Annotated in this window: 26 protein-coding genes and 5 tRNA genes; 21 read left to right on the top strand and 10 right to left on the bottom strand. The window is 73.6% G+C overall.

The window, feature by feature from the left end; genetic code table 11:
* Positions 1 to 141 precede the first annotated feature (141 nt).
* Both AB0C99_RS04000 and AB0C99_RS04005 read left to right on the top strand, forming a co-directional pair.
* The gene (locus AB0C99_RS04000; protein WP_362468906.1) at positions 142 to 693 is read left to right on the top strand and encodes a helix-turn-helix domain-containing protein; all 552 of its coding nucleotides are present in this window, start codon (positions 142 to 144) and stop codon (positions 691 to 693) included.
* Positions 690 to 2234 carry an MFS transporter gene (locus AB0C99_RS04005; RefSeq protein WP_362468908.1) on the top strand — a complete coding sequence of 515 codons (1545 nt, stop codon included), beginning with the start codon at positions 690 to 692 and terminating at the stop codon, positions 2232 to 2234. Before AB0C99_RS04000 ends, AB0C99_RS04005 begins: the two co-directional genes overlap by 4 nt.
* Positions 2235 to 2363: 129 nt before the next feature.
* On the opposite strand, the gene AB0C99_RS04010 is transcribed toward AB0C99_RS04005, so the two are convergent.
* The gene (locus AB0C99_RS04010) at positions 2364 to 3035 is read right to left on the bottom strand and encodes a lysophospholipid acyltransferase family protein (RefSeq protein WP_362468910.1); all 672 of its coding nucleotides are present in this window, start codon (positions 3033 to 3035) and stop codon (positions 2364 to 2366) included.
* Positions 3036 to 3271: 236 nt separating this feature from the next.
* On the opposite strand from AB0C99_RS04010, the gene AB0C99_RS04015 reads away from it, so the two are divergent.
* From AB0C99_RS04015 to AB0C99_RS04025, 3 genes are all read left to right on the top strand, one after another.
* Positions 3272 to 4480 (top strand): glycerophosphodiester phosphodiesterase, encoded by a 1209-nt coding sequence (locus AB0C99_RS04015; protein ID WP_362468912.1) that lies wholly within the window; start codon positions 3272 to 3274, stop codon positions 4478 to 4480.
* Between the two features lie 135 nt (positions 4481 to 4615).
* Positions 4616 to 5137 carry a sigma-70 family RNA polymerase sigma factor gene (locus tag AB0C99_RS04020; RefSeq protein ID WP_362468914.1) on the top strand — a complete coding sequence of 174 codons (522 nt, stop codon included), beginning with the start codon at positions 4616 to 4618 and terminating at the stop codon, positions 5135 to 5137.
* 36 nt (positions 5138 to 5173) lie between these two features.
* Positions 5174 to 5656: a GNAT family N-acetyltransferase gene (locus AB0C99_RS04025; protein ID WP_362468916.1), complete on the top strand. Its 483-nt coding sequence runs from the start codon at positions 5174 to 5176 to the stop codon at positions 5654 to 5656.
* A gap of 28 nt (positions 5657 to 5684) precedes the next feature.
* Here the strand turns inward: AB0C99_RS04025 and AB0C99_RS04030 are convergent, their stop codons facing one another.
* Both AB0C99_RS04030 and AB0C99_RS04035 read right to left on the bottom strand, forming a co-directional pair.
* Entirely contained in the window at positions 5685 to 6107 is a 423-nt protein-coding gene (locus AB0C99_RS04030) for a hypothetical protein (RefSeq protein WP_362468917.1), read from the bottom strand.
* Between the two features lie 2 nt (positions 6108 to 6109).
* Positions 6110 to 6472 (bottom strand): hypothetical protein, encoded by a 363-nt coding sequence (locus AB0C99_RS04035; protein WP_362468919.1) that lies wholly within the window; start codon positions 6470 to 6472, stop codon positions 6110 to 6112.
* A gap of 68 nt (positions 6473 to 6540) precedes the next feature.
* Here AB0C99_RS04035 and AB0C99_RS04040 point away from each other — a divergent pair, with 68 nt between their 5' ends.
* The 9 genes from AB0C99_RS04040 (at position 6541) to AB0C99_RS04080 (ending at position 18312) form a co-directional block, all read left to right on the top strand.
* Positions 6541 to 7188: an HAD-IA family hydrolase gene (locus AB0C99_RS04040; RefSeq protein WP_362468921.1), complete on the top strand. Its 648-nt coding sequence runs from the start codon at positions 6541 to 6543 to the stop codon at positions 7186 to 7188.
* Between the two features lie 387 nt (positions 7189 to 7575).
* A complete protein-coding gene (locus AB0C99_RS04045; protein WP_362468923.1) occupies positions 7576 to 8649 on the top strand; it encodes an ATP-binding cassette domain-containing protein in 1074 nt (357 codons plus the stop codon).
* Entirely contained in the window at positions 8646 to 9314 is a 669-nt protein-coding gene (locus tag AB0C99_RS04050) for a methionine ABC transporter permease (protein ID WP_362468925.1), read from the top strand. The genes AB0C99_RS04045 and AB0C99_RS04050 overlap by 4 nt, the downstream gene beginning before the upstream one ends.
* A gap of 93 nt (positions 9315 to 9407) precedes the next feature.
* On the top strand, positions 9408 to 10265 hold the full coding sequence (locus tag AB0C99_RS04055; RefSeq protein ID WP_362468927.1) for a MetQ/NlpA family ABC transporter substrate-binding protein: 858 nt from the start codon (positions 9408 to 9410) through the stop codon (positions 10263 to 10265).
* A gap of 125 nt (positions 10266 to 10390) precedes the next feature.
* Positions 10391 to 11035: a GNAT family N-acetyltransferase gene (locus AB0C99_RS04060; protein WP_362468928.1), complete on the top strand. Its 645-nt coding sequence runs from the start codon at positions 10391 to 10393 to the stop codon at positions 11033 to 11035.
* A 55-nt stretch (positions 11036 to 11090) separates the two neighbouring features.
* Positions 11091 to 12299: a precorrin-6y C5,15-methyltransferase (decarboxylating) subunit CbiE gene (cbiE, locus tag AB0C99_RS04065; protein WP_362468930.1), complete on the top strand. Its 1209-nt coding sequence runs from the start codon at positions 11091 to 11093 to the stop codon at positions 12297 to 12299.
* A gap of 296 nt (positions 12300 to 12595) precedes the next feature.
* Complete coding sequence (gene cobT / locus AB0C99_RS04070; protein ID WP_362468932.1) at positions 12596 to 15880, top strand: nicotinate-nucleotide--dimethylbenzimidazole phosphoribosyltransferase; 3285 nt, start codon at positions 12596 to 12598, stop codon at positions 15878 to 15880.
* 315 nt (positions 15881 to 16195) lie between these two features.
* On the top strand, positions 16196 to 17431 hold the full coding sequence (gene cobA, locus AB0C99_RS04075; protein WP_362468934.1) for a uroporphyrinogen-III C-methyltransferase: 1236 nt from the start codon (positions 16196 to 16198) through the stop codon (positions 17429 to 17431).
* A gap of 65 nt (positions 17432 to 17496) precedes the next feature.
* On the top strand, positions 17497 to 18312 hold the full coding sequence (locus AB0C99_RS04080) for an RNA methyltransferase (RefSeq protein ID WP_362468936.1): 816 nt from the start codon (positions 17497 to 17499) through the stop codon (positions 18310 to 18312).
* Positions 18313 to 18349: 37 nt separating this feature from the next.
* Here the strand turns inward: AB0C99_RS04080 and AB0C99_RS04085 are convergent, their stop codons facing one another.
* Positions 18350 to 19579: a serine/threonine-protein kinase gene (locus AB0C99_RS04085; RefSeq protein WP_362468938.1), complete on the bottom strand. Its 1230-nt coding sequence runs from the start codon at positions 19577 to 19579 to the stop codon at positions 18350 to 18352.
* Positions 19580 to 20016: 437 nt separating this feature from the next.
* On the opposite strand from AB0C99_RS04085, the gene AB0C99_RS04090 reads away from it, so the two are divergent.
* From AB0C99_RS04090 to AB0C99_RS04100, 3 genes are all read left to right on the top strand, one after another.
* Entirely contained in the window at positions 20017 to 20184 is a 168-nt protein-coding gene (locus AB0C99_RS04090) for a hypothetical protein (RefSeq protein WP_362468940.1), read from the top strand.
* A gap of 154 nt (positions 20185 to 20338) precedes the next feature.
* A complete protein-coding gene (locus AB0C99_RS04095) occupies positions 20339 to 21274 on the top strand; it encodes an aminoglycoside phosphotransferase family protein (RefSeq protein WP_362468942.1) in 936 nt (311 codons plus the stop codon).
* Positions 21275 to 21326: 52 nt separating this feature from the next.
* Positions 21327 to 21611, top strand: a complete 285-nt coding sequence (locus tag AB0C99_RS04100) for a zf-TFIIB domain-containing protein (protein WP_362468944.1) — start codon at positions 21327 to 21329, stop codon at positions 21609 to 21611.
* Positions 21612 to 21668: 57 nt separating this feature from the next.
* Here AB0C99_RS04100 and AB0C99_RS04105 read toward each other — a convergent pair.
* From AB0C99_RS04105 to AB0C99_RS04125, 5 genes are all read right to left on the bottom strand, one after another.
* Positions 21669 to 21743: transfer RNA gene (locus AB0C99_RS04105), tRNA-Val, on the bottom strand.
* A gap of 47 nt (positions 21744 to 21790) precedes the next feature.
* Positions 21791 to 21862, bottom strand: a tRNA-Val gene (locus AB0C99_RS04110).
* Positions 21863 to 21896: 34 nt separating this feature from the next.
* Positions 21897 to 21968 (bottom strand) — tRNA-Val (locus tag AB0C99_RS04115).
* A gap of 1 nt (position 21969) precedes the next feature.
* Positions 21970 to 22043: transfer RNA gene (locus tag AB0C99_RS04120), tRNA-Cys, on the bottom strand.
* Between the two features lie 39 nt (positions 22044 to 22082).
* A tRNA-Gly gene (locus AB0C99_RS04125) sits at positions 22083 to 22155 on the bottom strand.
* Positions 22156 to 22445: 290 nt separating this feature from the next.
* Here AB0C99_RS04125 and AB0C99_RS04130 point away from each other — a divergent pair.
* The 3 genes from AB0C99_RS04130 to AB0C99_RS04140 are packed head-to-tail and all read left to right on the top strand — an operon-like array spanning position 22446 to position 25219.
* Positions 22446 to 23498, top strand: a complete 1053-nt coding sequence (locus AB0C99_RS04130) for a chorismate-binding protein (RefSeq protein WP_362468946.1) — start codon at positions 22446 to 22448, stop codon at positions 23496 to 23498.
* Positions 23495 to 24325: an aminodeoxychorismate lyase gene (locus tag AB0C99_RS04135; RefSeq protein ID WP_362468948.1), complete on the top strand. Its 831-nt coding sequence runs from the start codon at positions 23495 to 23497 to the stop codon at positions 24323 to 24325. The genes AB0C99_RS04130 and AB0C99_RS04135 overlap by 4 nt, the downstream gene beginning before the upstream one ends.
* 54 nt (positions 24326 to 24379) lie before the next feature.
* Entirely contained in the window at positions 24380 to 25219 is an 840-nt protein-coding gene (locus AB0C99_RS04140) for a GNAT family N-acetyltransferase (RefSeq protein ID WP_362468950.1), read from the top strand.
* Between the two features lie 21 nt (positions 25220 to 25240).
* Here AB0C99_RS04140 and AB0C99_RS04145 read toward each other — a convergent pair whose 3' ends face one another.
* Positions 25241 to 25753: a DsbA family protein gene (locus AB0C99_RS04145; protein WP_362468952.1), complete on the bottom strand. Its 513-nt coding sequence runs from the start codon at positions 25751 to 25753 to the stop codon at positions 25241 to 25243.
* A gap of 135 nt (positions 25754 to 25888) precedes the next feature.
* On the opposite strand from AB0C99_RS04145, the gene AB0C99_RS04150 reads away from it, so the two are divergent.
* Positions 25889 to 26323 (top strand): hypothetical protein, encoded by a 435-nt coding sequence (locus tag AB0C99_RS04150; RefSeq protein ID WP_362468954.1) that lies wholly within the window; start codon positions 25889 to 25891, stop codon positions 26321 to 26323.
* Positions 26324 to 26500 lie beyond the last annotated feature (177 nt).

The raw sequence follows: 26500 nt of genomic DNA on the forward strand, positions 1-26500 counted from the left end.
CCGTCCCCACCGCCCGCGCCGCCGTCCTCCGCACCCCGGAGGGCGGCGGCGCGGGCATTTCCGTCCCGGGTGACCGCCCCTCCCTGAGTCACCCACCTCCCGGATGAGACAAAGATGTCTCATCCGGTGTATGGTCGTCTCATGTCAGTCGACCGCACTGAGGTGCTCCGCTCCGCCGCGGCCCTGCTCTCCCGCAAAGCGACCGCCACCATGGACGAGGTCGCGCGGGCCGCCGGGATCGGCCGCGCCACCCTGCACCGGCACTTCGCCGGGCGGGACGCGCTCGTCCGCGCGCTGGAGCAGCTCTGCATCGAGGAGGCCGAGGCCGCCCTCGACGGCGCCCGGCTCGGCGAGGGCCCGGCCGACGAGGCCGTGCGCCGCCTGATCGGCGCCTCCGAGTCCGTCGCCCCGCTGCTCGCCTTCCTCTACACGGAGAACCAGCTCTTCGAGGACGGCCAGCAGAACGAGGGCTGGACCCGGCTCGACGAGCGGCTCGCCGCACTCTTCCGGCGCGGCCAGGAAGAGGGCGTCTTCCGGATCGACATGACCCCCGCCTGGCTCTGTGAGGCGTACTACGGGCTCATCGGCTCGGGTGCCTGGGCCGTCGCCGACGGGCGGGTCGCCGCCAAGGACTTCCAGTACATGATCGCCGAGCTGCTGCTCGGCGGAGCACGCAGGAGCGTGGAGAAGTGATCACCGACACCGTCAAGCCCGAGAGCCATATCGAGGGCGTCCGCCGCCCCGGCCGGTGGCTCGCCCTCGCCGTCCTCGTCCTGGCCGTCCTGCTGGTGGCCGTCGACGCCACGGTGCTGGGCCTGGCGACCCCGTTCCTCTCCGAGGACCTGAAGCCCTCCGGCACCCAGCTGCTGTGGATCGGCGACGTCTACTCCTTCGTCATCGCCGGTCTGCTGGTCTCCATGGGCAGCCTCGGCGACCGCATCGGCCGCAAGAAGCTGCTGCTCGTCGGCGCCGTCGCGTTCGGCGCCGTCTCGGTCCTGAACGCGTACGCGACGACCCCCGAGATGATGATCCTGGCCCGCGCCCTGCTCGGTGTCGCCGGTGCCACCCTGATGCCGTCCACGCTGGCCCTGATCCGCAACCTCTTCCACGACCCGCGCGAGCGCAGCCTCGCCATCGGCATCTGGGGCGCCATGGCCTCCGCCGGCGCGGCCGTCGGACCGGTCGTCGGCGGATTCCTGCTGGAGCACTTCTGGTGGGGCTCGGTCTTCCTCATCAACCTGCCCGTCATGGCCGTCCTGGTCGTCGTCGGCGCCAAGCTGATCCCCGAGTCGAAGAACCCGAACCCGGGCCCCTGGGACCTGGCCAGCGTCGGCCTCTCCCTCATCGGCATGATCAGCGTCGTCTACGCCGTCAAGGAGCTCGCCGCCAACGGCGTCTCCCTGGACGTGGCCCTCGCCGCCCTCGCCGGTGTCGGCGCCCTGACCTGGTTCGTCCGCCGCCAGCTCACCCTGCCGGCCCCGCTCCTGGACATGCGCCTGTTCCGCAACCGCGGCTTCTCCGGCGCCGTCCTCGCCGACCTGCTGACCATCCTCGGCCTCTCCGGCCTGGTGTTCTTCCTGTCCCAGTACTTCCAGCTGGTCCAGGGCCGCCAGCCGCTGGAGGCCGGCCTCGCCGAACTGCCCGCCGCCGTCGGCGCGGTGACCGCGGGTCTGCTCGCCGGCCGGGCCGCCCGCCGGTACTCCGTACGGGTCGTGGTCACCGGCGGCCTGGCCGCCATCGGTCTCGCCCTCGCGGCGCTGACCGCGATCGGCCAGACCACCGGCTACCCGCTGCTCGGCGCCAGCCTGCTGGTCGTCGGCCTCGGCGCGGGCCTCGCGTTCACCGTCACCGCCGACGTGATCCTGTCCACGGTCCCCAAGGACCAGGCCGGTTCCGCGTCCGCCGTCTCCGAGACGGCGTACGAGCTCGGCGCGGCGCTCGGCATCGCGGTCCTCGGCTCGATCGTGACCGGCGTCTACCGCGGCTTCACCGCCCCGGCCGGCATCCGTTCGGAGACGGCCGCCGCCGCCCACGACTCGCTGGGCGGCGCGGTCGAGGCCGCCAAGGCCCTCGACCCGGCCCAGGCCGCCCCGCTGATCTCGGCGGCGCAGGAAGCCTTCGTGGAGGGCCTGCGGATCGCGGCCGGTGTCGGCGCGGCGGTCCTCCTCGCGACGGCGGTCGCCGCCTGGTTCCTGCTGCGGGGCCAGAAGCTGGAGGACGGCGTCGAGCACTGAGGCGCCGACCCCGCCGAAGGCCGGGCCCCGACCGGGGCCCGGTGACGCCGAAGGGGCGCCCCCGTCACCGGGGGCGCCCCTTCGGCGTACGCGGGCGGGCGCCGGGGCCCCCGTCCGCGTACCGCCGCGCTACGCGGCCTTGGCCTTCGTGGCGTACATGTCGACGTACTCCTGGCCGGAGAGCCGCATGACCTCCGCCATCACCGAGTCCGTCACCGCCCGCAGCACGTACCGGTCGCGGTCCATCCCGTCGTAGCGGGAGAACTCCATCGGCTCGCCGAAGCGGACCGTCACCCGGCCCGGCCGGGGGAAGCCCGCGCCGCCCGGCTGCAGCTTGTCCGTGCCGATCATCGCGAACGGGACCACCGGGGCGCCCGTCATCAGGGTCAGCCGCGCGATGCCGGTACGGCCCCGGTACAGCCGCCCGTCGGGGGAGCGGGTGCCCTCCGGGTAGATGGAGAAGATCTTGCCCTCCTCCAGCACCCGACGGCCCGTCATCAGGGCCGCCACACCGCCGCGTCCGCCGTCGCGGTCCACCGGGATCATGCCGACGCTGGTGAAGAACCAGGCCATCAGCCGGCCCTTCACGCCCTTGCCGGTCACGTACTCGTCCTTGCCGATGAAGAAGACCTGGCGGTCCAGGCAGATCGGCATGATCATCGAGTCGATGAAGGTCAGGTGGTTGCCCGCGAGGATGACCGGACCCGTCCCCGGGATGTTCTCGGCGCCCTCCACGCGGGGGCGGAACATGAGGCGCAGGGCCGGCGCGAGAGCCGCCTTCATGAGCGCGAGACGGGACAACGCTTCCTCCGGTGTCGGGGCGGTTCTGGCGAGCGCGGCCCACGGGGGGCGGCACGTGCAGGTGTGGACGATACTCGCGGGTCACCCCCTGTCGCACATCGGGTTCACGGAGTGGATACGCGGTGTTGACGTGTGTTTCCGCCATGTTCCGCCGAGGTCTGCCACCCGTAGGGCCGTACTGCCTAGCGTCGGGACAGCGCTTGACAGGTGCGGGACATCACATCGAAGGAGTGGGCATGACACAGGGTGAGAGCAGGATCCCGGCGCGCCGCGCCGTCCTCGGCGCGGCCGGCGCCGCGGTCCTCGGCGGCTCGGCCGTCCTCGGCGGCGGCACCGCGCAGGCCGTGCAGTCGGCCGTCGCGGCGGACACCGGCGCCACCGGCGCGGACCGCGGCAGGGGCCACGGGGGCGACGGCCGCGGCTACCGCGCGCTGCCCTTCCCCACCGTCATCGGCCACCGCGGCGCCAGCGGCTACCGCCCCGAGCACACCTTCGGCTCCTACCAGCTCGCCCTCGACCTCGGCGCCCACGTCATCGAGCAGGACCTGGTCCCCACCAAGGACGGGCACCTCGTCTGCCGCCACGAGAACGACATCACCGGCACCACCGACGTCGCCGACCACCCCGAGTTCGCCTCGCGGAAGACCACCAAGAGCGTCGACGGCACCTCGATCACCGGCTGGTTCACCGAGGACTTCACGCTCGCCGAGCTCAAGACCCTGCGGGCCAAGGAGCGGATTCCGGCCACCCGGCAGAAGAACACCCTCTACGACGGGCGCTGGGACGTGCCCACGTTCGAGGAGGTCCTCCAGTGGGCCGAGCGGGAGGGCCGCCGCCGCGGCCGCGAGGTGTGGCTGCACGTCGAGACCAAGCACCCCACCTACTTCCGCGCGCTCGGCCTCGGCCTGGAGGAGCGCCTGGCCCGGCTGCTGCGCCGCTACGGCCGCCACCGCGCGAACTCGCCCGTCTTCCTCCAGTCCTTCGAGCCCGGCAGCATCCAGCGCCTCGCCCGGCTCGTCGACAGCCCCCGGGTGGTCCTGCTCTCGGCGGCGAACACCCGCCCCTGGGACTTCGTCGTCTCCGGCGACCCGCGCACCGTCGCCGACCTGGTCACGCCCCAGGGCCTGCGCTGGATCGCCTCGTACGCGCAGGGCATCGGCCCGACGATCGACCTGATCCTGCCGCGCGACGCGAGCGGCCGGCTCGGCGCCGAGACCACCCTGGTCCGCGACGCCCACGCGCGGGGCCTGATCCTCCACCCGTACACCCAGCGCAACGAGAACGCCTTCCTGCCGGCCGAGTACCGGCGCGGCACCGACCCGAACGCGTACGGGGACGCCTTCGGCGCGCTGAGGCGGTACTTCGCGACCGGCATCGACGGCCTGTTCTCCGACAACGCCGACACCGCCCTGCTGGCCGCCGCGGACACCACGGCCCGCCGCTGACGCGGACCGCGACGGGCGTGCGAGGCGCCGCCGGCGCGCCCCGCGCCGACCGTGCCCCCGCGCCCCGTACCCCCGACCGGGTGGATTCCGCGGTCCGCCGGAACCGGGCCCGCCGGGAGCCGCATCGTGGCGGGCATGACCTCTCCCGAAGCCCTGCTCGCCACCCTCGGCCCGCTGCTCGCCGCCGAGTCCCGCGCGGAGGCCCCGGCCGCCGGGGTCGAGCCGGGGGACCTCGAACAGGCCGTCTGGGTCCGCCTCCTGGAACGCCTCCGCGACGACGGCGCCCCCGAGCGCCCGGCGGACTGGCTGCGCCGGGCGGTCCGCGCCGAGGCCCGCCGGGCCCGCCGCTCCTCGGCCCGGGAGCTGCGCTACCGCCCCGGGGGCGAGCCGGGGTCGCCGGAGTCGCCCGAGGGCTCCGTGCTGGGCGCCGAACACCGCCGCGGCATCCGCGACGCCGTCAGCCGCACCCCGGGCCCCTGCCCCCGGGTGCTCGCCGCGATGCTCGATCCCGCGGACCCCACGTACCGTGAGATCGCAGGAACGTTGGGTATCTCACAGGGGAGTCTGGGCCCGACACGTTCCCGTTGCCTGGGATGCCTGCGCAGAATGCTGGCTGCGGAGGTTCCCCTCCCCGGCGTACGGGGAAGGGTGCCGTAGACCGACGGCGGACCAGGTGAGCGGGAGGCCCCACCGATGGGCATGAGCGTGACCATCTCAGCGGCAGACGCGCAGGACGCGGAGCACATCCTCAAGCTGCAGTACCTCTGCTATCAGCGCGAGGCCGAGATCTACCAGGACTGGTCGATCGAGCCGCTGACCCAGTCGCTCGACGCCCTGCGGGCCGAACTCGCCGAGGGCAAGGCGTTCGTGGCCCGCCTCGGCGACGAGATCGTCGCCTCCGTGCGCGGCCGGCTCGACGAGGACGGCACCGTGCGCATCGCCAAGCTCATCGTGCACCCCCGCCTCCAGCGCCACGGCCTCGGCGGCCGGCTGCTGGACGCGATCGAGGGGCACTACGCCGAGGAGCCGGCGCCCGCCGCCAAGCGCTACCAGCTCTTCACCGGCCACCGCAGCGAGGGCAACCTGCGCCTGTACCGCAGCAAGGGCTACGCCCAGGTCGGCACCCGCGAGGTCGGCCCGAGCCTCACCCTCGTCACGCTGGAGAAGGCGGCCTAGCCGCCGCGCGCCGCCGGGACCGGGCCGGTCAGCCGGCCGCCCGGGACCGCCGCAGCCACCAGATGCCGGTCAGCGGCAGCAGCACCGGGATGAAGATGTAGCCGTAGCCGTAGTCCGACCAGACCGTCGCGTCCGGGAAGGCCGAGGGCTCGACCAGCGTCCAGGTGCCCACGGTCAGCACTCCCACCAGCTCGGCGACGCAGCACACCAGCGCCGCCCTGCGGGCCGTCTCCCCGCCCCGTACCAGGGTGTACGTGATGAAGGCGTAGACGACGGCGGCGACCGCCGACAGGGAGTACGCCAGCGGGGCCCGGTCGAACTCGGTGGCGATCTGGTAGATCGAGCGCGAGACCGCGCCCACCGACATCACGCCGTACAGCCAGACGAGCAGCATCCCGGGGCCCTTGACCAGCCGGCGGGTGCCCTCGTCCCGGGTTTCGGTCGCGGTCATGATCAGCCCACCGTCCAGATGTCGTAGAGACGCACTTCCAGCACGGCGAGGACGACCGCTCCGGCCGCCACCGTCGCCGAGCCCCACTTGCTCCGCTCGGTCAGCGACATCAGGCCCGCCGCGGGCACCGCGCACAGCGCGCCCAGCAGATAGGCGATGAAGATCGTCGTGCCCTCTTCCGCCTTCTCGCCGCGGGCCAGCTGCACGATCCCGACGATCAGCTGCACCAGGGCGAGGACGGTGACCACGGCCATGCCGATGAAGTGCCAGTCCTTGGTGGGCTGGTTCCGGGTGAAGGCGAAGCCGCACCAGGCGGCGAGCGCGAGCGCGGCCGCCGAGACCACGACCGTGAGGGCGTCAAGCATGGGCCCGAGGGTATTACGGGCCGAATGGCCCGATGCGCGCGCCCCCCGCCGCCGTAGGGTCGATCCGTATGAAGACGCACGCCGAAGCCCTCTTGTTCGACAACGACGGAACCCTCGTCTCCTCCCTGGACTCCGTGGCCCGCTGCTGGCACCGGTGGGCGGTGGAGCAGGGGCTGACCGCCGAGGACTTCGCGCGGGTCGAGCTGCACGGCCGTCCCGCCGCGGAGATCGTCGCCGACCTGCTGCCCGCCGACCGGGTCGCCGAGGCCCTCGCCCGCATCGAGGACCTGGAGGTCGAGGACGTCGCCCACGGCGTCGAGGTGCTCCCCGGCACCAGGGAGCTGCTCGCCGCCCTGCCCGCGGGGCGCTGGGCCGTCGTCACCTCCGCGACCCGGCGGCTCGGCGAGGCGCGGCTGCGCGCCGCGGGCATCGAGGCGCCGCTGCTGATCGCCGCCGACGACATCACCCGGGGCAAGCCCGATCCGGAGCCGTTCCTGCTCGCAGCCGCGAAGCTGGGTGTCGACCCGGCCCGCTGCGTGGTCTTCGAGGACGCCCCCGCCGGACTGGCCGCCGGCCGCGCCGCGGGGATGCGGACCGTGGCCTTGGCCACAACGCACGAGCGCTCCGAGCTCGACGCGGACGCCGTGGTGACCGATCTGTCCGAGGTATCCGCGCAGGCCACCGAGGGCGGAGTGGAGATCACCGCCGGCCGCTGAGCCGTCCGTACCGTCCGCATGTCATCTCAGGACTGTCCGCTATGCGGACAGTCCCCTTTCGTTCGCACGTTTGCATGGTTTACTTGCAGACATGACCACGACGAGCAGCCGCACCCTTGCGACCGAGGCGAACACGACGCCCGGTGCTCGTTGTATGTGTCGAATGTGCGCCATCTGAGGGCCCCCGACCGAGACTCGTGCCCCGAAGCGAGCCCCGACGGCCAGCCGTTCCGCCACGCCCCGCGTGCGCCGGACCGTGCCGCCCCGCGCACGCGCCGCTCCCGGCCACCCGCCGCGACGGCGACCGCCTGCGCCTGACTGTCCGAACGACGTATGCCCCGTGCACGGCGGACCCCGCGCCGCGCACTCGACAGTGACGGAAACCCTGTGATCACCACTTCGGGCCTGACCAAGGTCTACGAGTCGAGAGGCCGCCAGGTCACCGCCCTGGACGGCGTCGACCTGCACGTCCGCGAGGGCGAGGTCTTCGGCGTGATCGGCCAGAGCGGCGCCGGCAAGTCCTCCCTCATCCGCTGCGTCAACCTGCTGGAGCGCCCCACCTCCGGCACCGTGACCGTCGACGGCGTCGACCTCACCGCCCTCGCCGGCAGGAGCCGCCGCGCCGGCAAGGACCTGCGCCGCGCCCGCAGCAGCATCGGCATGGTCTTCCAGCACTTCAACCTGCTGTCCTCGCGCACCGTCAAGGACAACATCGAGCTCCCGCTGGAGATCCTCGGCGTCTCCGGCGCCGAACGCTCCCGCCGCGCCCTCGAACTCCTCGACCTGGTCGGCCTCGCCGACAAGGCCAAGTCCTACCCCGGCCAGCTCTCCGGCGGCCAGAAGCAGCGCGTCGGCATCGCCCGCGCCCTCGCCGGCGAACCCAAGGTCCTCCTCTCCGACGAGGCCACCAGCGCCCTCGACCCGGAGACCACCCGCTCCATCCTCCAGCTCCTGCGCGACCTCAACCGGCAGCTCGGCCTCACCGTCCTGCTCATCACGCACGAGATGGACGTCGTCAAGACCATCTGCGACTCCGCCGCGCTGATGCAGCGGGGCCGCATCGTCGAGTCCGGCACCGTCGGCGAACTGCTCGCCACCCCCGGCTCCCAGCTCGCCGCCGAACTCTTCCCCGTCAGCGGCAACGCCAGCGCCCCCGACCGCACGGTCGTGGACGTCACCTTCCACGGCGAGACCGCGACCCAGCCGGTCATCTCGCAGCTCTCCCGCACGTACAACATCGACATCTCGATCCTCGGCGCCGCGATGGACACCGTCGGCGGCCGGCAGATCGGCCGGATGCGGATCGAACTGCCCGGACGCTACGAGGACAACGTCGTCCCGATCGGCTTCCTCCGCGAACAGGGCCTCCAGGTCGAACCCGTCGACCACGCGGACCACGCCGCCCCCGCCGAGCCCGCCCCCGCGCGGACGCCCGCCCTGGTGAAGGAAGGTGCCAAGTGACCTGGTCCGAGATGCAGCCGCTGCTCCAGCAGGGCACCATCGACACCCTCTACATGGTCCTGTGGGCCACCGTCGTCACCATCCTCGGCGGCCTCCCCCTCGGCATCCTCCTCGTCCTCACCGACAAGGGCGGACTGCTGCAGAACCGGCCCGTCAACAAGATCGTCGGCGCGATCGTGAACGTGGGCCGCTCGCTGCCCTTCATCATCCTGCTGATCGCCCTCATCCCCTTCACCACCTTCGTCGTCGGCACCTTCATCGGCCCCACCGCGATGATCGTGCCGCTCGCCATCGGCGCCATCCCCTTCTTCGCCCGGCTCGTCGAGACCTCCATCCGCGAGGTCGACCACGGACTCGTCGAAGCCGTCCAGGCCATGGGCGGCGGCATCCCCACCATCGTCCGCAAGGTCCTGCTCCCGCAGGCCCTGCCGTCCCTGGTCTCCGGCGTCACCACCACCGTCATCGTGCTCATCGGCTACTCCGCGATGGCCGGCGCGGTCGGCGGCGAAGGACTCGGCTCCAAGGCCGTGACCTACGGATACCAGCGCTTCGACACCACCTTCATGCTCGTCACCGTCGTCGTCCTGGTCGCCGTCGTCACCGTCGTCCAGCTCATCGGAGACGGCGTCGTCCGCCTCCTCGCCCGCCGCGGCCGCACCGCGTAACCCGCCGCCGGGCCCACCGACTTCGTCACCCGAAGAAAAAGCCAGGACTCGTTGTCCAGGCGTCCACCGCTCCACCGGAAAGAGGCACTCTTCGTGCGCACCAACATCAAGCTCACCGCGGGCATCGCCGCCACCGCCGCCCTCGCCCTGGGCCTCACCGCCTGCGGCACCTCCTCCGACCCGTCCACCGCCAAGGACGCCGCCGGAGCCGCGGACAAGCCCCTCGTCGTCGCCGCGTCCCCGACGCCGCACGCCGACATCCTCAACTTCGTCAAGGACAAGCTCGCCGCCAAGGAGGGCCTGAAGCTGGAGGTGAAGGAGTTCACGGACTACGTCCTGCCGAACACCGCCACCGAGTCCGGCCAGGTCGACGCCAACTTCTTCCAGCACAAGCCGTACCTCGACGACTTCAACAAGAAGAACAACACCCACATCGTCCCGGTGGTCAACGTCCACCTGGAGCCGCTGGGCCTCTACTCCAAGAACGTCAAGTCCCTCAAGGACATCAAGGCCGGCCAGACCATCGCCGTCCCCAACGACACCACCAACGAGGGCCGCGCCCTCCACCTGCTCGCCGACAACGGGCTCATCACCCTCAAGCCGGGCATCGGCACCGACGCCAAGCTCTCCGACATCACCGACAAGAAGGGCCTGGAGTTCAAGGAGCTGGAGGCCGCCACCGTGCCCCGCGCCCTGAACGACGTCGACGCCGCCGTCATCAACGGCAACTACGCCATCGAGGCCAAGCTGGAGCCCGCCAAGGACTCCCTCGCCCTGGAGAAGGCCGACGGCAACCCGTACGCCAACTTCCTCGCCGTCAAGGAGGGCAACGAGAAGGACGCCCGCGTGCAGAAGCTCGCCAAGCTCCTCAACTCGCCCGAGGTGAAGAAGTACATCGAGGACACCTACAAGGGCTCGGTCATCCCGGCCTTCGGCGCCCCCGCCAAGTAGCCCTCGCGAAACCGCCCCACCCCGAAGGCCCCGCGCGCCCCGTCCGGCGCGCGGGGCCTTCGGCTCACCCGCGTATGCGCGCCGCCCGCCCCATGCGCCATGCTGTGCGTTCACGTCATTCACGTATGGAGCTGCGCATGACTACCTTCCCGTCCATCTCCATCAGCACGGACCGGTTGGTGCTGCGCGCGCTCGAAGTCGAGGACGCCCCCGCCCTCGCCGAGATGATGAACGACGAACTCGTCGGCGCCTGGACCGCGGTGCCCCAGCCCTACACCGAGGCGGCGGCCCTCGCCTGGATCACCGAACACGCGCCCGCCGAACGCGCCTCGGGCCGCGGCATCGACCTCGCCGTCACCGAGTTCCTCACCCAGCGCCTCGTCGGCGTCATCCAGCTGACCAAGACCGACTGGCGCGTCCGCAGCAGCGAGATCTCCTACATCGTCGCCCCCTGGGCCCGCGGCGAGGGCTACGCCTCCGAAGCCGCCCTCGCCACCGCCCAGTGGCTCTTCGGCGACCAGAAGTTCGAACGCCTCGAACTGCGCACCGCCGCCGACAACACCGCCTCCCAGCAGGTCGCCCAGAAGATCGGCTGCATCAGCGAGGGCGTCCTGCGCAACGCCTGCATAGCGCGCACCCGCACCGAGGACGGCACCTGGACCGACCTGCGCACCGACTTCATCGTCTGGGGCCTCCTCCCCGAAGACCTCGACGGCGTCGCCGACCAGCTCGCCGACGCGGGCTACTCCGCGTACGCCGACTGGAGCTGACCGCGCGGGTAGGCTGATCCACCCCCCGACCCGCACACCAGGGAGACACAGACAGATGGCCGACCGGGTCACGGTGATCGGCTGGGACGGCTCGCCCCTCACCGCGGCGGCCAGGTCCGCCCTCGCCGCCGCCACCCTCGTGGCCGGCGCCGCGCACCACCTCGCCCTCGACGAGGTGCCGCCCCGGGCCGAACGCGTCCGCCTCGGCAGCGTCGACCTCGCCGCCCGCCGGATCGCCGGCCACCGCGGCACCGCCGTGGTCCTCGCCGACGGAGACCCCGGCTTCTTCGGCGTCGTCCGCACCCTGCGCGCCCCCGAACACGGCCTCGAAGTCGAGGTCGTCCCCGCCGTCTCCTCCGTCGCCGCCGCCTTCGCCCGCGCCGGAATGCCCTGGGACGACGCCCGGATCGTCGTCGCCCACGAGCGCACCCTGCGCCGCGCCGTCAACGTCTGCCGCGCCCACCCCAAGGTCGCCGTCCTCACCTCGCCCGGCGCCGGACCCGCCGAACTCGCCCTCCTCCTCGACGGCGTCCACCGCACCTTCGTCATCTGCGAGGAGCTCGGCACCGCCCGGGAACAGGTCAGCGTCCTCACCTCCGACAGGGCCGCCGACCACGTCTGGCGCGACCCCAACGTCGTCATCGTCATCGGCGGCACCCCCGCCCCCGCGCCCGGCCGAGCCGGGGCCTGGCTCATGGGCGACGACACCCCCGCCGTACGCGGCTGGGGACTGCCCGGCGAGGAGACCGGCGGGCGCGCCGGACAGGACCCGTCCCTGCGCGCCGCGCAGCTCGCCCGGCTCGGCCCCCGCACCGGCGACCTCGTCTGGGACATCGGCTGCGCCGACGGCGCCTTCGCCGTCGAGGCCGCCCGCTTCGGCGCCGCCGTCATCGCCGTCGACGCCGACCCGGCGGCCTGCGCCCGCACCGAGGCCGCCGCCCGCCGCGCCGGTGTCCTGCTCCAGACCGTCCCCGGGCCCGCCCCGCACGTCCTGGAACGCCTGCCCGAACCCGACGTCGTCCGCATCGGCGGCGGGGGAGTGCCCGTCGTCACCGCCTGCACCGACCGCAGGCCCGAGCGGATCGTCGCCCACGCCACCACCCGTGACGAGGCCGAGGCCATCGGCGCCGCCCTCGCCGACGGCGGCTACACCGTGGAGTGCCGCCTCCTCCAGACCGTGGACCTCGACCCGGCCGACTGGACCGAACGCGAGCGGACCGTCGTCTTCCTCCTCAGCGGCAGCCGGACCCACCGCTCCCCGTGATCGCGGGGCCCGTCGGGGAAGGTAGGCTGGCCGATTGTTGTACCGCACCGGGATGTTCGGCGTTTTGTTCGCCAATGTCCCGAACCGGGGGCCGCTTTGGCCCCCGCTGTGGTACGGGCCGCGCGAAGTGGCGCAGTCCACAGCGAACCGTGCCGGATCCGCCTGCCAGGATGGCGCAGGGCCGGGACAATGCATGGGTGACCGCGCGTCCTTCGTGCCGCACGGCGCGCACGCTCGTTCTTGTTGGGCGGGCGAAGGTCTGAAGGAGCACAACCGATGGGCGAGGGGTACGCAGCATGACGGACACCGGCCAGATCCCGGGCGAGGGGCTGCCGGAGAACGCAGGCATGGTCGAGCAGCCGGGCGTCCCCGCCCCGGGCGCGTACACCTTCCTGGACCCCTCCGAGCACGCAGCCGAGGACGACGAGATTCTCCTGATGCCGGGCGCCCAGGGCGCCTGGAGCGAGCTCCAGCCGGGCGTCCAGCCCGCCCCGCCGGTCGCCGTGCCCGCCCCGATGCCGCAGCCCGAGCAGCTCGTCGACCCGCTGACGGCCCCGCTGGACCAGGTCACCTCGACGCCGCCGCAGGGCGTGCCGCTGCCCCCGCTCCCCGAGTACGGGTACGAGCCCGGCGTCCTCGACACCGGCGCCCACGAGGCGGCCGGCCGCGACACCGGCTCCGTCGACCTCGGCGGTGTCCGGGTGTCCCCGCCGGTCACCGCCCCGACCCCGCCGCCGGCCCGCCGCCCGCTGCACATGGGCCCGCCGGTCCCCGAGGGCACCGGCCCCGCGGTCCGCTCCCTCGCCGACCGCGGCCCCGCCGCCCCGGCCCCGCAGCCCGTGCCGGTCCCGGTCGCCGCGACGACGCCCGCCCCGATGCCGGTCCGCACCCCGGGCCCGCCGACGGCCGGCCCCGAGTACCTGGACATCCCGCAGGACCAGCAGACCGCCCCGCAGGGCGCCGTGCCGTGGACCGCGCAGCCCGAGGTCGCCCCCGCAGAAACGGTCGTCCCTCCGGTCGCCCGGTTCGTCCCGGTCGAGGGCACCGTCCCGACCACCCCGCACCTGGCCCCCACGCCCCCGGCCGGGGTGCCCGTGCCCGCGCAGGAGGACCCCGCGGTCCCCGCCCCGCGCGACCCGGAGCCGGTCGCGGCCCAGGAGCCGCAGCACCCGGAGCCGACGCCGGCCCCCGAGCAGCCCCAGGCCGCGCCGGAGCCCGCCGAGCCCCAGGAGCAGCAGCCGACCCCGGAGGAGCCCCAGGCCCCGGCCCCGGAGGAGCAGCCCGCGGCGCAGGCCCCGGAAGAGCCCCAGGCCCCGGCCGTGGAGGCGCCCGCCGAGCAGGCCCCGGAGCCCCTCCAGCCGCAGCCCGCCGAGGAGCCCGCGGCGGAGGCCCCGGCCCAGCCCCTGGAAGAGCTCCCGGCCCAGCCCGCGGCGGACCTCGCGCCCGAGCTCCCGGAGCAGCAGGAGACGCCGGACCTCCCGGTCCAGTCCCCGGAAGCCCCCCAGCCGGAGCCCGCGGCGGAGGCCCCGGCCCAGCCCGTGGAGGAACTCCCGGCCGAGACCCCGCAGGACCTCCCGGCGGACCTCGCGCCCCAGGCGCAGGAGCAGGAGCAGCCCGCGGCGGAACTCCCGGCCCAGCCGACGGAGGAGCCCCCGGCCCAGCTCCAGGAAGAGCAGCCGACGCCGGAGGCGCAGCAGGAGGAGCCCCAGGCACTCGCGGAAGCCCCGAAGATGCCGGAGTCCCCGGAACCCACGGAGACTCCCGAGCAGGGCGAGCCCGCCCACTCCCCCCAGCCCACCGACTCGCCCCAGTCACCCCTAGACGCTGAGGCGCCCCCCACCCACCCCACCCCCCCGGCCCCCGGCTATGACGAGGCGGAGCGGGAGGCTGTCCTGAGGGTGATGCGGGAGCGGCGCGACATCCGCAACGGCTTCCGCCCCGACCCGATCCCGCACGAGGTGCTGCTCCGCGTCCTGGAGGCGGCCCACACGGCGCCCAGCGTCGGCCACTCGCAGCCCTGGGACTTCGTCGTCATCCGCAGCGCCGAGACGCGCCGCACGATGCACGAACTGGCCGCCCGCCAGCGCGAGGCGTACGCCAAGTCGCTGCCCAAGGGCCGGGCGAAGCAGTTCAAGGAACTGAAGATCGAGGCGATCCTCGACACCCCGGTGAACATCGTGGTGACGGCAGACCCGACGCGCGGCGGCCGGCACACCCTCGGCCGCTACACGCAGCCGCAGATGGCCCCGTACTCCTCGGCCCTGGCCGTGGAGAACCTGTGGCTCGCCGCCCGCGCCGAGGGCCTCGGCGTCGGCTGGGTCAGCTTCTTCGACGAGCGTGAGATGGTCCGCGCCCTCGGCCTGCCCGAGCACCTCGAAGTGGTGGCGTACCTCTGCGTCGGCTACGTCGACGAGTTCCCCGAGGAGCCGGAGCTGATGCAGGCGGGCTGGTCCAAGCGCCGCCCGCTGTCCTGGGTCGTCCACGAGGAGACGTACGGCCGCCGCGCCCTGCCCGGCGAGGAGCCGCACGACCTGCTCCAGGAGACGGTCGCGAACATCCGCCCGCTCGACGCGAAGGCGCTGGGCGAGGCGTGGGAGCGCCAGAAGCGCATGACGAAGCCCGCCGGGGCGCTGGGCATGCTGGAGATCCTCTCCGCCCAGCTCTCGGGCCTCTCCCGCACCTGCCCGCCGCCGATCCCGGAGCCGGCCGCGGTCGCGATCTTCGCGGGCGACCACGGCGTGCACGCGCAGGGGGTCACGGCCTGGCCCCAGGAGGTGACCGGCCAGATGGTCGCGAACTTCCTCGGCGGCGGCGCGGTCTGCAACGCGTTCGCGAACCAGGTGGGCGCCGAGGTCTGCGTGATCGACGTGGGCGTGGCGAGCGAGCTGCCGGCGACGCCGGGCCTGCTGCCGCGCAAGGTCCGCCCCGGCACGGCCGACTTCACGATCGGCCAGGCGATGACCCACGAGGAGACGATCGCCGCGATCGAGGTGGGCATCGAGACGGCCCGTGACCTGGTGGCGGCGGGGAACAAGGCGCTGCTCACCGGCGAGATGGGCATCGCGAACACGACCGCGTCCGCCGCGCTGATCTCGGTGTACACGGGCGTGGACCCGGTCGAGGTCACCGGCCGCGGCACAGGCATCAACGACGAGATGCACGCCCGCAAGGTGGACGTGGTCCGCCGCGCCCTGGACCTCCACGAGCCGGACCCGGCGGACCCGATCGGGGTCCTGGCGGCGGTCGGCGGCCTGGAGCACGCGGCGCTGGTCGGCCTGATCCTGGGCGCGGCGTCGCTCCGTACCCCGGTGATCCTGGACGGCGTCTCCACCGGGGCCGCGGCCCTGGTCGCGCGGGCCATCGCGCCCGAGTCGCTGGCGGCGTGCATCGCGGGCCACCGCAGCGCGGAGCCGGGCCACGTGGCGGCCCTGAACAAGCTGGGCCTGCGCCCCCTGGTCGACCTGGACCTGCGCCTGGGCGAGGGCACGGGCGCGCTGCTGGCGCTCCCGCTGGTGCAGAGCGCGGCGCGCGCCATGCACGAGGTGGCGACGTTCGACTCGGCAGGCGTGACGGAGAAGTAAAGACGAAGCACGCCCGTCGCCCGCTCGCCCACCCTCACGGAACGGGCGACGGGCCCGGGCGGACCCACCCAGGGGAGTGGGGGCCGCGCAGGGGGCCGCGTTCGGGACGTCAAGCGTGATTTGTGGCGCGGAACAAGCGCCCGCACGCTCCCTGTCGCCGCTCCGTGCCGTAAATCATGCAGTCCCGAACGCGGCCCCCTGCGCGGCCCCCACGTCACCTGCCCACCACCCGCAGGACATCCGTCACAGCGTGACAAGCTCTGGTCACCGATATCGTGGGTACGCACGCACCGACCTCCGAGGAGCCGCCCGCACATGGCCGAGCAAGCCGCCCCCGCCGAGCACCCCGCCTACCCCGTCGGACTGCGCCTTTCGGGCCGCCGCGTCGTCGTATTCGGCGGCGGCCAGGTGGCGCAGCGCAGGCTCCCGGCACTGATCGCGGCAGGCGCAGCCGTCACACTGATCTCGCCCTCCGCGACCCCGTCGGTAGAGGCGATGGCGGAGGCAGGCGAGATCACCTGGACCAAGCGCCGCTACCAGGACGGCGACCTCGCCGACACCTGGTACGCGCTGGTCGCCACCACGGACCCGGAGGCGAACGCCGCGATCTCGGCGGAGGCGGAGCGCACCAGGACCTGGTGCGTCCGTTCGGACGACGCCGAGGCGGCCACCGCCTGGACCCCGGCCACCGGCCGCAGCGAGGGCGTGACCGTGGCCGTCCTGACGGGCCACGACCCGCGCCGCTCCGCCGCCGTCCGGGACGCGATCGTGGAGGGCCTGCGCGACGGCTCGATCGCGGCGCCGACCCACCGCGCCCGTACCCCCTTCGTCGCCCTGGTAGGCGGCGGCCCGGGCGACCCGGACCTCATCACGGTGCGCGGCCGCCGCCTCCTCGCGGAGGCCGACGTGGTGATCGCGGACCGGCTCGGCCCCCGCGACCTCCTGAACGAGCTGCCGCCGCACGTCGAGGTCATAGACGCGGCGAAGATCCCGTACGGCCGTTTCATGGCCCAGGAGGCCATCAACAACGCGCTGATCGAGCACGCGAAGGCCGGCAAGTCGGTCGTCCGCCTCAAGGGCGGCGACCCGTTCGTCTTCGGCCGGGGCATGGAGGAGGCCCAGGCGCTGGCCGCCGAGGGCATCGCCTGCACGGTGGTGCCGGGCATCTCCAGCTCGATCTCGGTGCCGGGAGCGGCGGGCATCCCGGTGACGCACCGGGGCGTGGCGCACGAGTTCACGGTGGTCAGCGGCCATGTGGCGCCGGACGACCCGCGCTCGCTGGTGGACTGGGCGTCGCTGGCGAAGCTCACCGGGACCCTGGTGATCCTCATGGGCGTCGACAAGATCGGAAAGATCGCCGAGGCGCTGGTCGCGCACGGCAAGTCGCCGGACACCCCGCTGGCGCTGGTCCAGGAGGGCACGACGGCGACGCAGCGACGCGTGGACGCGACGCTGGCGACGGTGGCGGAGAGGGTACGGACCGAGGAGGTCCGCCCGCCGGCGGTGATCGTGATCGGCGACGTCGTGAAGGAGTCCCCGGACAAGCGGTAGCACCGCGCACACCCCGCGCACCCCGAACAATTGGCACCACACCCCGGACAAGGCAGTATCACCCCGTGGCCGAACTCATCACGATCGACGACCCCGACGACCCCCGCCTGAGCGATTACACCGGGCTGACCGACGTGGAGCTCCGCCGTAGACGCGAGCCCGCGGAGGGCCTGTTCATCGCGGAGGGCGAGAAGGTCATCCGCCGTGCCAAGCAGGCGGGGTACGAGATGCGGTCGATGCTGCTGTCCGCGAAGTGGGTCGACGTCATGCGGGACGTGATCGACGAGGTCCCGGCGCCGGTGTACGCGGTGCAGCCGGACCTCGCCGAGCGCGTGACGGGCTACCACGTGCACCGGGGCGCGCTGGCGTCGATGCAGCGCAAGCCGCTGCCGGACGCGACGGAGCTCCTGAGCACGGCCCGCCGGGTCGCGGTGATGGAGTCGGTGAACGACCACACCAACATCGGCGCGATCTTCCGGAGCGCCGCGGCGCTGGGGATGGACGCGGTGCTGCTGTCGCCGGACTGCGCGGACCCGTTGTACCGCCGCTCGGTGAAGGTGTCGATGGGGGCGGTGTTCTCGGTCCCGTACGCGCGTCTGGAGACCTGGCCGAGGGGCCTGGAGGCGGTACGGGAGGCGGGCTTCAAGCTGCTGGCGCTGACGCCGGCGGACCGGGCCACGTCGATCGACGAGGCGGCGCCGCACCGCCTGGACCGGGTGGCGCTGATGCTGGGCGCGGAGGGCGAGGGCCTGTCGACGCAGGCGCTGCGCGCGGCGGACGAGTGGGTCCGCATCCCGATGGCGCACGGGGTGGACTCGCTGAACGTGGGCGCGGCGGCGGCGGTGGCGTTCTACGCGGTGACGAGCGGCAGGCCGCAGTAGGGACCGAGGCGCCCACGCGCCCCCCGCCGGCCGCGCCTCACCCCTGGAGGGCCTGCGCGGCGGCGATCCCGAGCGCGACGACCAGCGTCACGACGACGAAGACGAAGAGCCGCTGACGCAGCAGCCGGGGGTTGGCGGGCCGCCGCCCGGTGGAGGTGCCGCGTGCCCCGGGCCGGGTGCCGGGCCGGGAGTGCGGGGCTCCCGCGCGGGAGGAAGAGGGCCGGGGAGCGGCGCCGCGCCCCTGCGTGCCGGTGGACCGCTCGGTGGGCCGGTCGGCGTGGCGCTCGGCGGTCCGCTCGGTGTACCGCTCGGTGGGCCGCACGGCCCCGGGCCGGGCGGAAGCCCGCTCGTCCCCCCGCTCACGCTCCCTCTCGCCCCCCCGCTCCCGATCTCTCTCCCTCTCACGATCCCGCTGCCCCGGCGGCCGGGGGGCGGCGGGCAGTCCCTGGGCCTCGCGGGCGGCGATCTCCTTGAGCCGCATGGAGAGCTGGAGGGTGCTGGGACGTTCCTCCGGGTCCTTCGCGAGGCAGGCGCGGACGAGCGGGGCGAGGGCGTCGGGGACGCCGTGGAGCTGGGGCTCCTCGTGGACGACCCGGTAGAGCATGACCTCGGAGCTGCCGTGCCCGAAGGGGGAGTCGCCCATGGCGGCGTACGCGAGGGTGGCGCCGAGCGAGAAGACGTCGGTGGCGGGGGTGACGGCGGCCCCGCGCACCTGCTCGGGCGCGAGGAAGCCGGGGGAGCCGACGGCGGTGCCGACGTGGGTGAGGGTGCTGGCTCCGGTGGCCCAGGCGATCCCGAAGTCGATGATGCGGGGGCCCTTGGGCGACAGCAGGATGTTGGAGGGCTTGAGGTCGCGGTGGACGACCCCGGCCTCGTGGACGGCGACGAGCCCTTCGGAGAGCGCGGCCCCGATCGCGGCGACGTCGGCGGCCCGCAGCGAGCCTTCTTCGGCGACCCGGTCGTGCAGGGAGGGCCCGGGGACGTACTGGGTGGCGAACCAGGGCCGCTCGGCCTCCAGGTCGGCGGCGACGAGCCGGGCGGTGCAGCCGCCGCGGATGCGCCGGGCGGCGGACACCTCGCGGGCGAACCGCGACCGGAACTCCTGGTCCTCGGCCAGGTCGGGCCGGATGACCTTGAGCGCCACCCGCTGTCCGCGCCGGTCGGACCCCAGATAGACGACTCCCATCCCGCCGGCCCCGAGCCTGCGGTGGAGCCGGAACGACCCGACGATCCGCGGGTCCTCGCGCCGGAGCCGCATCATCGCCATGTCCGTCCCCTCGTCCGTTCGACGTGGCACAGCTTACGTACCCCCGCCCCGGCGCGCTCACAGGCCGCGCCCTCGGGGCGGCATCGATTGTCAGTGCTGAGACGCACACTTGAGCGCGGGTCAGCAAAGAGGGGACCCAACACCCCACCCCACCAACCCAGTTGAAAGAAGCCCGGCAAACGCCCCGAGCCCCCGCCGCGGGACGTGAGGGAGGTCACGCGACCCCTCGGGGAAGACCCCGAGCCGGGAGGAGGCGTCTCCACCCAGGGGAGTACGCCGAGCGGAGGGGCGTCATCCTCCCGGAGGCCCGGAAGTCGGTACGCGGGCATGACGCCGGGGGCGTCCCGGCTGCCTAGTGTTGAGGTCAAGCGGCGGGTGCAGCACTCGTCCCCCGAGGTCACCGCACCCGCCGCGTCAGACACGACAGGAGAGGAACCATGGCGCTTTCGGCCCCGCGGGTCACCACCCGCCCTTCCGGCCGCCGTCACCCGCTGGTGGCGACCGCCATGGTCCTCCCTCTCGCGGCCCTGCTCGTGGTCGTCTTCGGCGGCTGGGACGCGGTGGTCACTCAGGCGTCGTCCGTGGGCGTGATGCTGGGGCGCTGAGCGGCGCTCCGGACCCGGGTGAGCGGCCCGGGTCGGGGACATCCGGCCGGAAACCCCGTGGGGACGGGGGTGCGGCGGACGGCAGCGTGTGGCCGGTCAGCTGGGGAGCTGACCGGCCCTCGCGCTTTCCGGGCACACCTTTAGGCTCCTCCCCATGGAGGAGAGGGACATACGACGGCTCCACGCCCTAGCGCGGGACGCGGCGCATCCGGGGGAGCCGGCGGCCTGCCGGTGCCCGGTGGGGGTGCTGGCGGACCGGGACGACGGCACGGTCGTACGCCATGGGCACCTGGTCCTGAAGTCGCACGCGCCGGACGCCGACCCGCGGGCACTGGCCGCACGGGTGGCGACGGCGTCCCTGCCGGAACTGGCGGAGGTACTACTCCAGCCCCTCCCGGACACGCCCCCGCCGCCCCCCGGCGGACGCACACTGACGGCCTGGCCGTACGGGACCCCGGTGGACCCGGAGCACCCGGAGGCCGCCCCGTGGGAGGAGGCCGGCCGCCTGCTGGCCCGGCTGCACCGGACCCCGCCGCCGAGCGGCCTGCCGGGGATGCGGGCGCCGCTGAAGGCGGAGCTGGCGGTGGAGCGGATGCGCCGGGCGGCGCCGGACCACCCGGGCACGGGCACGGTCCTGCGAGCGTGGCGGACGGTCACGGAGACCCCGGACGCTGGCGGCGCCTTCGGCGGGCGCGGCGATGCGAACCCCCCGTCCCTCTGCCACGGCGACTTCCACCTGGGTCAACTGGTCCGCTCCCCGGACTGGCTCCTGATCGACGTGGACGACCTGGGGGCGGGCGATCCGGCGTGGGACCTGGCCCGCCCGGCGGCCTGGTTCGCGGCGGGCCTGCTGCCGCCGGAGGTGTGGTCGCGTTTCCTGGGCGCGTACGAGGGGGCGGGCGGCCCGGCCACGGAGGCAGGTGACCCGTGGCCGCGCCTGGACGTCCCGGCGCGGGCCCTGACGGTGCAGACGGCGGCGCTGGCGCTGGCCAAGTCGACGGCGGCGGGCCGTGCGCTGGACGAGGTGGAGGAGGTGATGGTGGACATCTGCGCCCGAATCGCCTCGCTCCGAACCGAGTTGGCTCCGTAGGCGTCCCCGTAGGGTGAGAGCACCATCCGAACGGCAGGGAGTTGAGCCGAACATGCAGTGTCCCAAGTGCCACGCGCCCATGCACACGTACAACCGCAACGGCGTCCAGATCGAGCAGTGCAGCGGCTGCCGGGGCATATTCCTGGACTACGGCGAGCTGGAGGCGCTGACCCGTCTGGAGTCGCAGTGGGTGCAGCAGGCGCCGCCGCCGCAGGCGTACCCGGCGCAGCCCGCGGCTCCGGCGTGGGGCGCTCCGCAGCACGGCGGTCACCACGGCGGCCACGGCCACCACGGCGGCCACCACCGGGGCTTCGGCCGGATGCTGTTCTCCTCCTGACCTGGAGGGACCGCACGAAGAAGCCCCCGTCCGCGAGCTGCGGACGGGGGCTTCCGGTGGTGCGCGATACTGGGATTGAACCAGTGACCTCTTCCGTGTCAGGGAAGCGCTCTCCCGCTGAGCTAATCGCGCGGGACGGTCAGAATCGTACAGGACGATTCAGGACCAGTGGTGCTGCGTGCGCGATACTGGGATTGAACCAGTGACCTCTTCCGTGTCAGGGAAGCGCTCTCCCGCTGAGCTAATCGCGCGGGGGATCCGAAGACCCAGGACCCTAGGGTCCAGTGGACGATACTGGGATTGAACCAGTGACCTCTTCCGTGTCAGGGAAGCGCTCTCCCGCTGAGCTAATCGTCCTTGGAGGTGGAGACGGGATTTGAACCCGTGTAGACGGCTTTGCAGGCCGTTGCCTCGCCTCTCGGCCACTCCACCAGGAGTGAATACAGGGGTTCGGGAAGATCCCCCACATCGAGCGGACGACGAGATTCGAACTCGCGACCCTCACCTTGGCAAGGTGATGCTCTACCAACTGAGCCACGTCCGCTTGTCGTTTCCGTTTCGCTTGCGCGTCCCGGCGACGTGTTGAACTCTAGCGGATTCCTGGGCCAGTACAAAAACGCGTTTCCGCAGCGTGCTGACCTGCGCCCCCGGCGAGGGACCAGGGAGCGTTCGCGAGCCGTTCACTCCACGTGCCCCCGGAGTGGCACCGAGCACCCGCCCGCGCGCACCTCGCGCCGGGCGCGCCCGCGCCACGCCCCCCGCCCATCCCCCCCCGCCCGCCCCCTCCCCTCGCGCGCGAGGGGACCCCGCCCCCGCCCGCCTAGACTCGCAAGCGTGCACCCCCTCGCTCCCATGGCCCGCTTCGGCGGCCTCCTAGCCACCGACCTGCGGGACGTCACCCGTGACCCCGAGGCCCTGGACTCCTCCGGTTTCTGGGCCGTCTGCGCGGACTTCGAGGGCCGTCTCACCTGCGCCCGCTTCGGCGACGTGCGGCCGGACCCGGTCCCCGCGCCCGTCCCCGGCGCCTGGCGCGGTCCGGCGGCCGGCGACTGGACGTCCTCGCTCGACCGCGCCGCGTACACGGCGGGTGTGCGCCGGGTGCGCGAGCACATCGCGCGCGGGGAGGTGTATCAGGCGAACCTCTGCCGGGTGATGTCCGCGCCGCTGCCCGACCCGGCCCTCGCGGACGTGGACGCGCTGACCGCGCTCCTCGCGCGCGGCAACCCGGCCCCGTACGCGGGGACGATCCGGCTGCCCGCGCACGGCGTGGAGATCGCCACCGCGTCCCCCGAGCTCTATCTGCGCCGCGAGGGCGCCCGGGTGACCTCGGGGCCGATCAAGGGCACCGGCCGGACGGCGGAGGACCTGCTCCCGAAGGACTTCGCGGAGAACGTGATGATCGTCGACCTGGTCCGCAACGACCTGGGACGGGTCTGCGAGACCGGCAGCGTGAGCGTCCCCGCCCTGTGCGCGGTCGAGGAGCACCCCGGTCTCGTGCACCTGGTCTCCACCGTCGGCGGGCTGCTGCGCGAGGACGCGGGCTGGCCGGAGCTGCTGGCCGCCTCCTTCCCGCCCGGTTCGGTCACGGGCGCGCCGAAGTCGAGCGCGCTGCGGATCATCGAGGAGCTGGAGACCGCCCCGCGCGGCCCCTACTGCGGGGGTGTCGGCTGGGTGGACGCGGACGCGGGCACCGCCGAGCTCGCGGTCGGCATACGCACCTTCTGGATCGACCGGGCCGAGGGCGTGCTGCGCTTCGGCACGGGGGCCGGCATCACCTGGGGTTCGGACCCGGAGGGCGAGTGGGCGGAGACCGAGCTGAAGGCCGCGCGGCTGGTCGCGATAGCGTCGGGCGCGTACGAGGCGAGCGGAAGGGCCATTTCTCGATGAAACTCTGGGTCAACGGCGGACTGCACGATGCCCAGGCCGCGCGGGTGTCCGTCCTGGACCACGGTCTGACCGTGGGCGACGGCATCTTCGAGACGGTGAAGGCCGAACGTGGTGAAACGTTTGCTCTCACCCTCCACCTGGAGCGGCTCACCCGCTCCGCCCGCGGCCTCGGGCTGCCCGACCCGGACCTCGACGAGGTCCGCCGGGCCTGCGCCGCGGTCCTGGAGGCGAACCCGATGGAGCTCGGCCGGCTCCGCATCACGTACACCGGCGGGCTGTCCCCGCTCGGCTCGGAGCGCGGCGACGCGGGTCCGAGCCTGGTCGTGGCGCTCGGCGGGACGAGCCGGCGCCCGGACTCCACCGCGGTGATCACCGTCCCCTGGACGCGCAACGAGCGCGGCGCGCTGACGGGCCTCAAGACCACCTCGTACGCGGAGAACGTCGTCGCGCTCGCGCGGGCGCGGGAGCGGGGCGCCTCGGAGGCGCTGTTCGCGAACACCGTCGGGCAGCTCTGCGAGGGCACCGGCTCCAACGTGTTCGTGGTCCTCGACGGGCGGGTGCACACCCCGCCGGTCTCCTCCGGCTGCCTCGCGGGCATCACGCGCGCGCTGGCCGTGGAGTGGACCGGGGCGGTGGAGACCGACCTGCCGCTGGACGTGCTGGAGAGCGCCGAGGAGGTCTTCCTGACCTCGACCCTGCGCGACGTCCAGGCCGTGCACCGGGTGGACGACCGGGAGCTGCCCGGGGCGCCGGGCCCGGTCACCGCCAAGGCCATGCGGGTCTTCGACGAGCGGGCGGCCCAGGACCGCGATCCGCGGCTCGGTTAGGACCGGCGGGCCCGAGGGATGACGGGCGGCCGTCCGGTGGGTAGAAATGCCGTGATGACCACCACCCTGCGGCCGTCCGAGCCGCTCCAGCAGTCCGCCGACGGCGGCCGTTCGCGCGGCTACGACATCTGCGTGAACAGCCGCCGGGTCGGCTCCGTCCGGCTGGCCACCGACACAGCCTTCCGCGGCGCCGTGGGCGTGATCGAGGACCTCCGGGTCGACGAGCCGGACCGCGGCAGGGGCCGGGGGACGGTGGCGGCGCTCGCCTCCGAGGAGGTGCTGCGCGGCTGGGGCTGCGGCGAGGTGCGGATCTCGGTGCCGGCCGGGGCCGCGCCCGCGCGGCGGATGGCGGACGCGCTCGGGTACACCGAGCGCGGCCGGAACATGATCAAGGATCTCGACGCCGGGATGCCGGAGCTGCCGCGCGGCTTCGCCTTCCGGCCGGTCACCGAGCCGGAGTTCGAGGAGTGGCAGGCGCGGTCCCTGGCGGGCTTCGCGCAGAGCTGGATCGACCGGGGGATGCCGGAGGAGCTGGCCCTGGCCAAGGCCGAGGACAGCCGCCGCAGGTTCCTGCCGCAGGGCCTGGCGACGCCGGGCGTCTCGGTGGTCGTCGCGGTCCGGGACGGCGAGGTCCTGGGGTATCTGTGGACCGGCGGGATCGAGCTGGAGCGCGGGGAGCGCGCCGCGTACGTCTTCGAGATCGAGGTCGCCGAGGGGCACCGGGGCGAGGGGCACGGCCGCGGGCTGATGCTCCTGGCGGAGCGCCTGTCGCTGGCGGCCGGGGAGCGCCTGCTCGGACTGCACGTCTTCGCGGGCAACACCCCGGCGATCCGGCTCTACGAGTCGCTGGGCTACCGCACGACCCACGTCAACAGCGCCAAGACGCTGCACTAGGGAGGGTTCGGGGGCGGGGGGTCAGTCCTTCAGGAGGCGGTCGGCGATCTCCTCGACGCGCTCGCGCAGGCCGTCCTGGCTCTGGCCGCCGTCGAGCCGCTCGCCGCCGATGACGTAGGTCGGGGTGCCGGTGACCTTGATCGCCTTGCCCTCGGCCTCGTCGGCGTCGACCGTCAGCAGGTGCCGGCCGTCGATCAGGGCGGTGTCGAACTCCTCGGCGTCCAGGCCCAGTTCGGCCGCGATCTCCAGCAGGACCGGCTCGCCGCGCTCGCCGAGCTCCTCGGCCCTGGCGAGCAGCGCCTCGGTGTACTCCCAGCCCTTGCCCTGGTCGGTGGCCTCCTCGGCGGCCTGGGCGGCGGCGTAGGCGTGCTTGTGCTTGGCCAGCGGGAAGTGCCGCAGCTGTACGTCGACGCGGTCGCCGTACTTCTCGCGCAGGGCCCGCACGTCGTCGAGCGCCTTGAAGCAGTCGGGGCACTGCAGGTCGAACCATGCCTCCAGGACGACGGGGGAGGCGGGGGTGGTGGACTCACTCATGGGAAGAGTCTCCCATCCGCCCCACCCTGGGGGACGACCCGGAGATCTCCCTGATCCGGGGCCCGGGGCATGGCCGGGAGGGCCTTCGGCGGTGCAGGATGGAAGGGACGTATCGACCGGGATCTGGAGGAACACATGCTCGCCGAGACCATCTGCTCCGCGGTGTCCGTGGCGGGCCTCGGCATCGCCGCGGTCACGGCGTACCGCAAGCGGTTCGCGTCGGCGGCCCGGATCGCCGCCTACGCGCTGGTGCCGCTGGGCCTGGTGATGACCGGTGCCGTGGGCTGGCTCGCGAGCACCGCGTTCAGCCCGACGGCCTGGGCCGGGTTCGGGGTGCTCGGAGCCGCCTGGCTGCTCTTCTCGACCACGCGGGCGGTCGAGCGGCGCCGGGCCGGGCGCCCGGAGACCGGTGCGGGGGAGACCCCGAGCGCCGTGGCCCCGAAGGCGTCCGCCCCCTCGCTCGGCTCCCGGCGCGCTGCGGCCCCGCAGCCGCAGGCCGCCAAGCCCGCGAAGGCGCCCGAGGAGGACTTCAGCGACATCGAGGCGATCCTGAAGAAGCACGGCATATGACGGCACCCGGCGGCGCACGACCGGCGGCGCGGGGTGGCATCCGAATATGACCGGGATCAGACGGTGAGCTGACCGCTTCTGGCCGTTCCCGGCGCTTCTCGCCGCTTCTCGATCCCGGCCGCCACGGGATGGAGTGAACGCGCGCCGTCGCGGGGCGTTTTACGCGATCTTGGGGTC

Source organism: Streptomyces sp. NPDC048659, assembly GCF_040650575.1.
In the GTDB taxonomy this organism is placed as follows: domain Bacteria; phylum Actinomycetota; class Actinomycetes; order Streptomycetales; family Streptomycetaceae; genus Streptomyces.

Coding starts and splice junctions, on each gene's coding strand:
- cobT (WP_362468932.1), top strand. CDS start 12,596: ATGACGGACACCGGCCAGATCCCGGGCGAGGGGCTGCCGGAGAACGCA.
- AB0C99_RS04000 (WP_362468906.1), top strand. CDS start 142: ATGTCAGTCGACCGCACTGAGGTGCTCCGCTCCGCCGCGGCCCTGCTC.
- AB0C99_RS04085 (WP_362468938.1), bottom strand. CDS start 19,579: ATGGCGATGATGCGGCTCCGGCGCGAGGACCCGCGGATCGTCGGGTCG.
- AB0C99_RS04100 (WP_362468944.1), top strand. CDS start 21,327: ATGCAGTGTCCCAAGTGCCACGCGCCCATGCACACGTACAACCGCAAC.
- cobA (WP_362468934.1), top strand. CDS start 16,196: ATGGCCGAGCAAGCCGCCCCCGCCGAGCACCCCGCCTACCCCGTCGGA.
- AB0C99_RS04040 (WP_362468921.1), top strand. CDS start 6,541: ATGAAGACGCACGCCGAAGCCCTCTTGTTCGACAACGACGGAACCCTC.
- cbiE (WP_362468930.1), top strand. CDS start 11,091: ATGGCCGACCGGGTCACGGTGATCGGCTGGGACGGCTCGCCCCTCACC.
- AB0C99_RS04020 (WP_362468914.1), top strand. CDS start 4,616: ATGACCTCTCCCGAAGCCCTGCTCGCCACCCTCGGCCCGCTGCTCGCC.
- AB0C99_RS04135 (WP_362468948.1), top strand. CDS start 23,495: ATGAAACTCTGGGTCAACGGCGGACTGCACGATGCCCAGGCCGCGCGG.
- AB0C99_RS04090 (WP_362468940.1), top strand. CDS start 20,017: ATGGCGCTTTCGGCCCCGCGGGTCACCACCCGCCCTTCCGGCCGCCGT.
- AB0C99_RS04150 (WP_362468954.1), top strand. CDS start 25,889: ATGCTCGCCGAGACCATCTGCTCCGCGGTGTCCGTGGCGGGCCTCGGC.
- AB0C99_RS04015 (WP_362468912.1), top strand. CDS start 3,272: ATGACACAGGGTGAGAGCAGGATCCCGGCGCGCCGCGCCGTCCTCGGC.
- AB0C99_RS04095 (WP_362468942.1), top strand. CDS start 20,339: ATGGAGGAGAGGGACATACGACGGCTCCACGCCCTAGCGCGGGACGCG.
- AB0C99_RS04060 (WP_362468928.1), top strand. CDS start 10,391: ATGGAGCTGCGCATGACTACCTTCCCGTCCATCTCCATCAGCACGGAC.
- AB0C99_RS04140 (WP_362468950.1), top strand. CDS start 24,380: ATGACCACCACCCTGCGGCCGTCCGAGCCGCTCCAGCAGTCCGCCGAC.
- AB0C99_RS04025 (WP_362468916.1), top strand. CDS start 5,174: ATGGGCATGAGCGTGACCATCTCAGCGGCAGACGCGCAGGACGCGGAG.
- AB0C99_RS04035 (WP_362468919.1), bottom strand. CDS start 6,472: ATGCTTGACGCCCTCACGGTCGTGGTCTCGGCGGCCGCGCTCGCGCTC.
- AB0C99_RS04030 (WP_362468917.1), bottom strand. CDS start 6,107: ATGACCGCGACCGAAACCCGGGACGAGGGCACCCGCCGGCTGGTCAAG.
- AB0C99_RS04145 (WP_362468952.1), bottom strand. CDS start 25,753: ATGAGTGAGTCCACCACCCCCGCCTCCCCCGTCGTCCTGGAGGCATGG.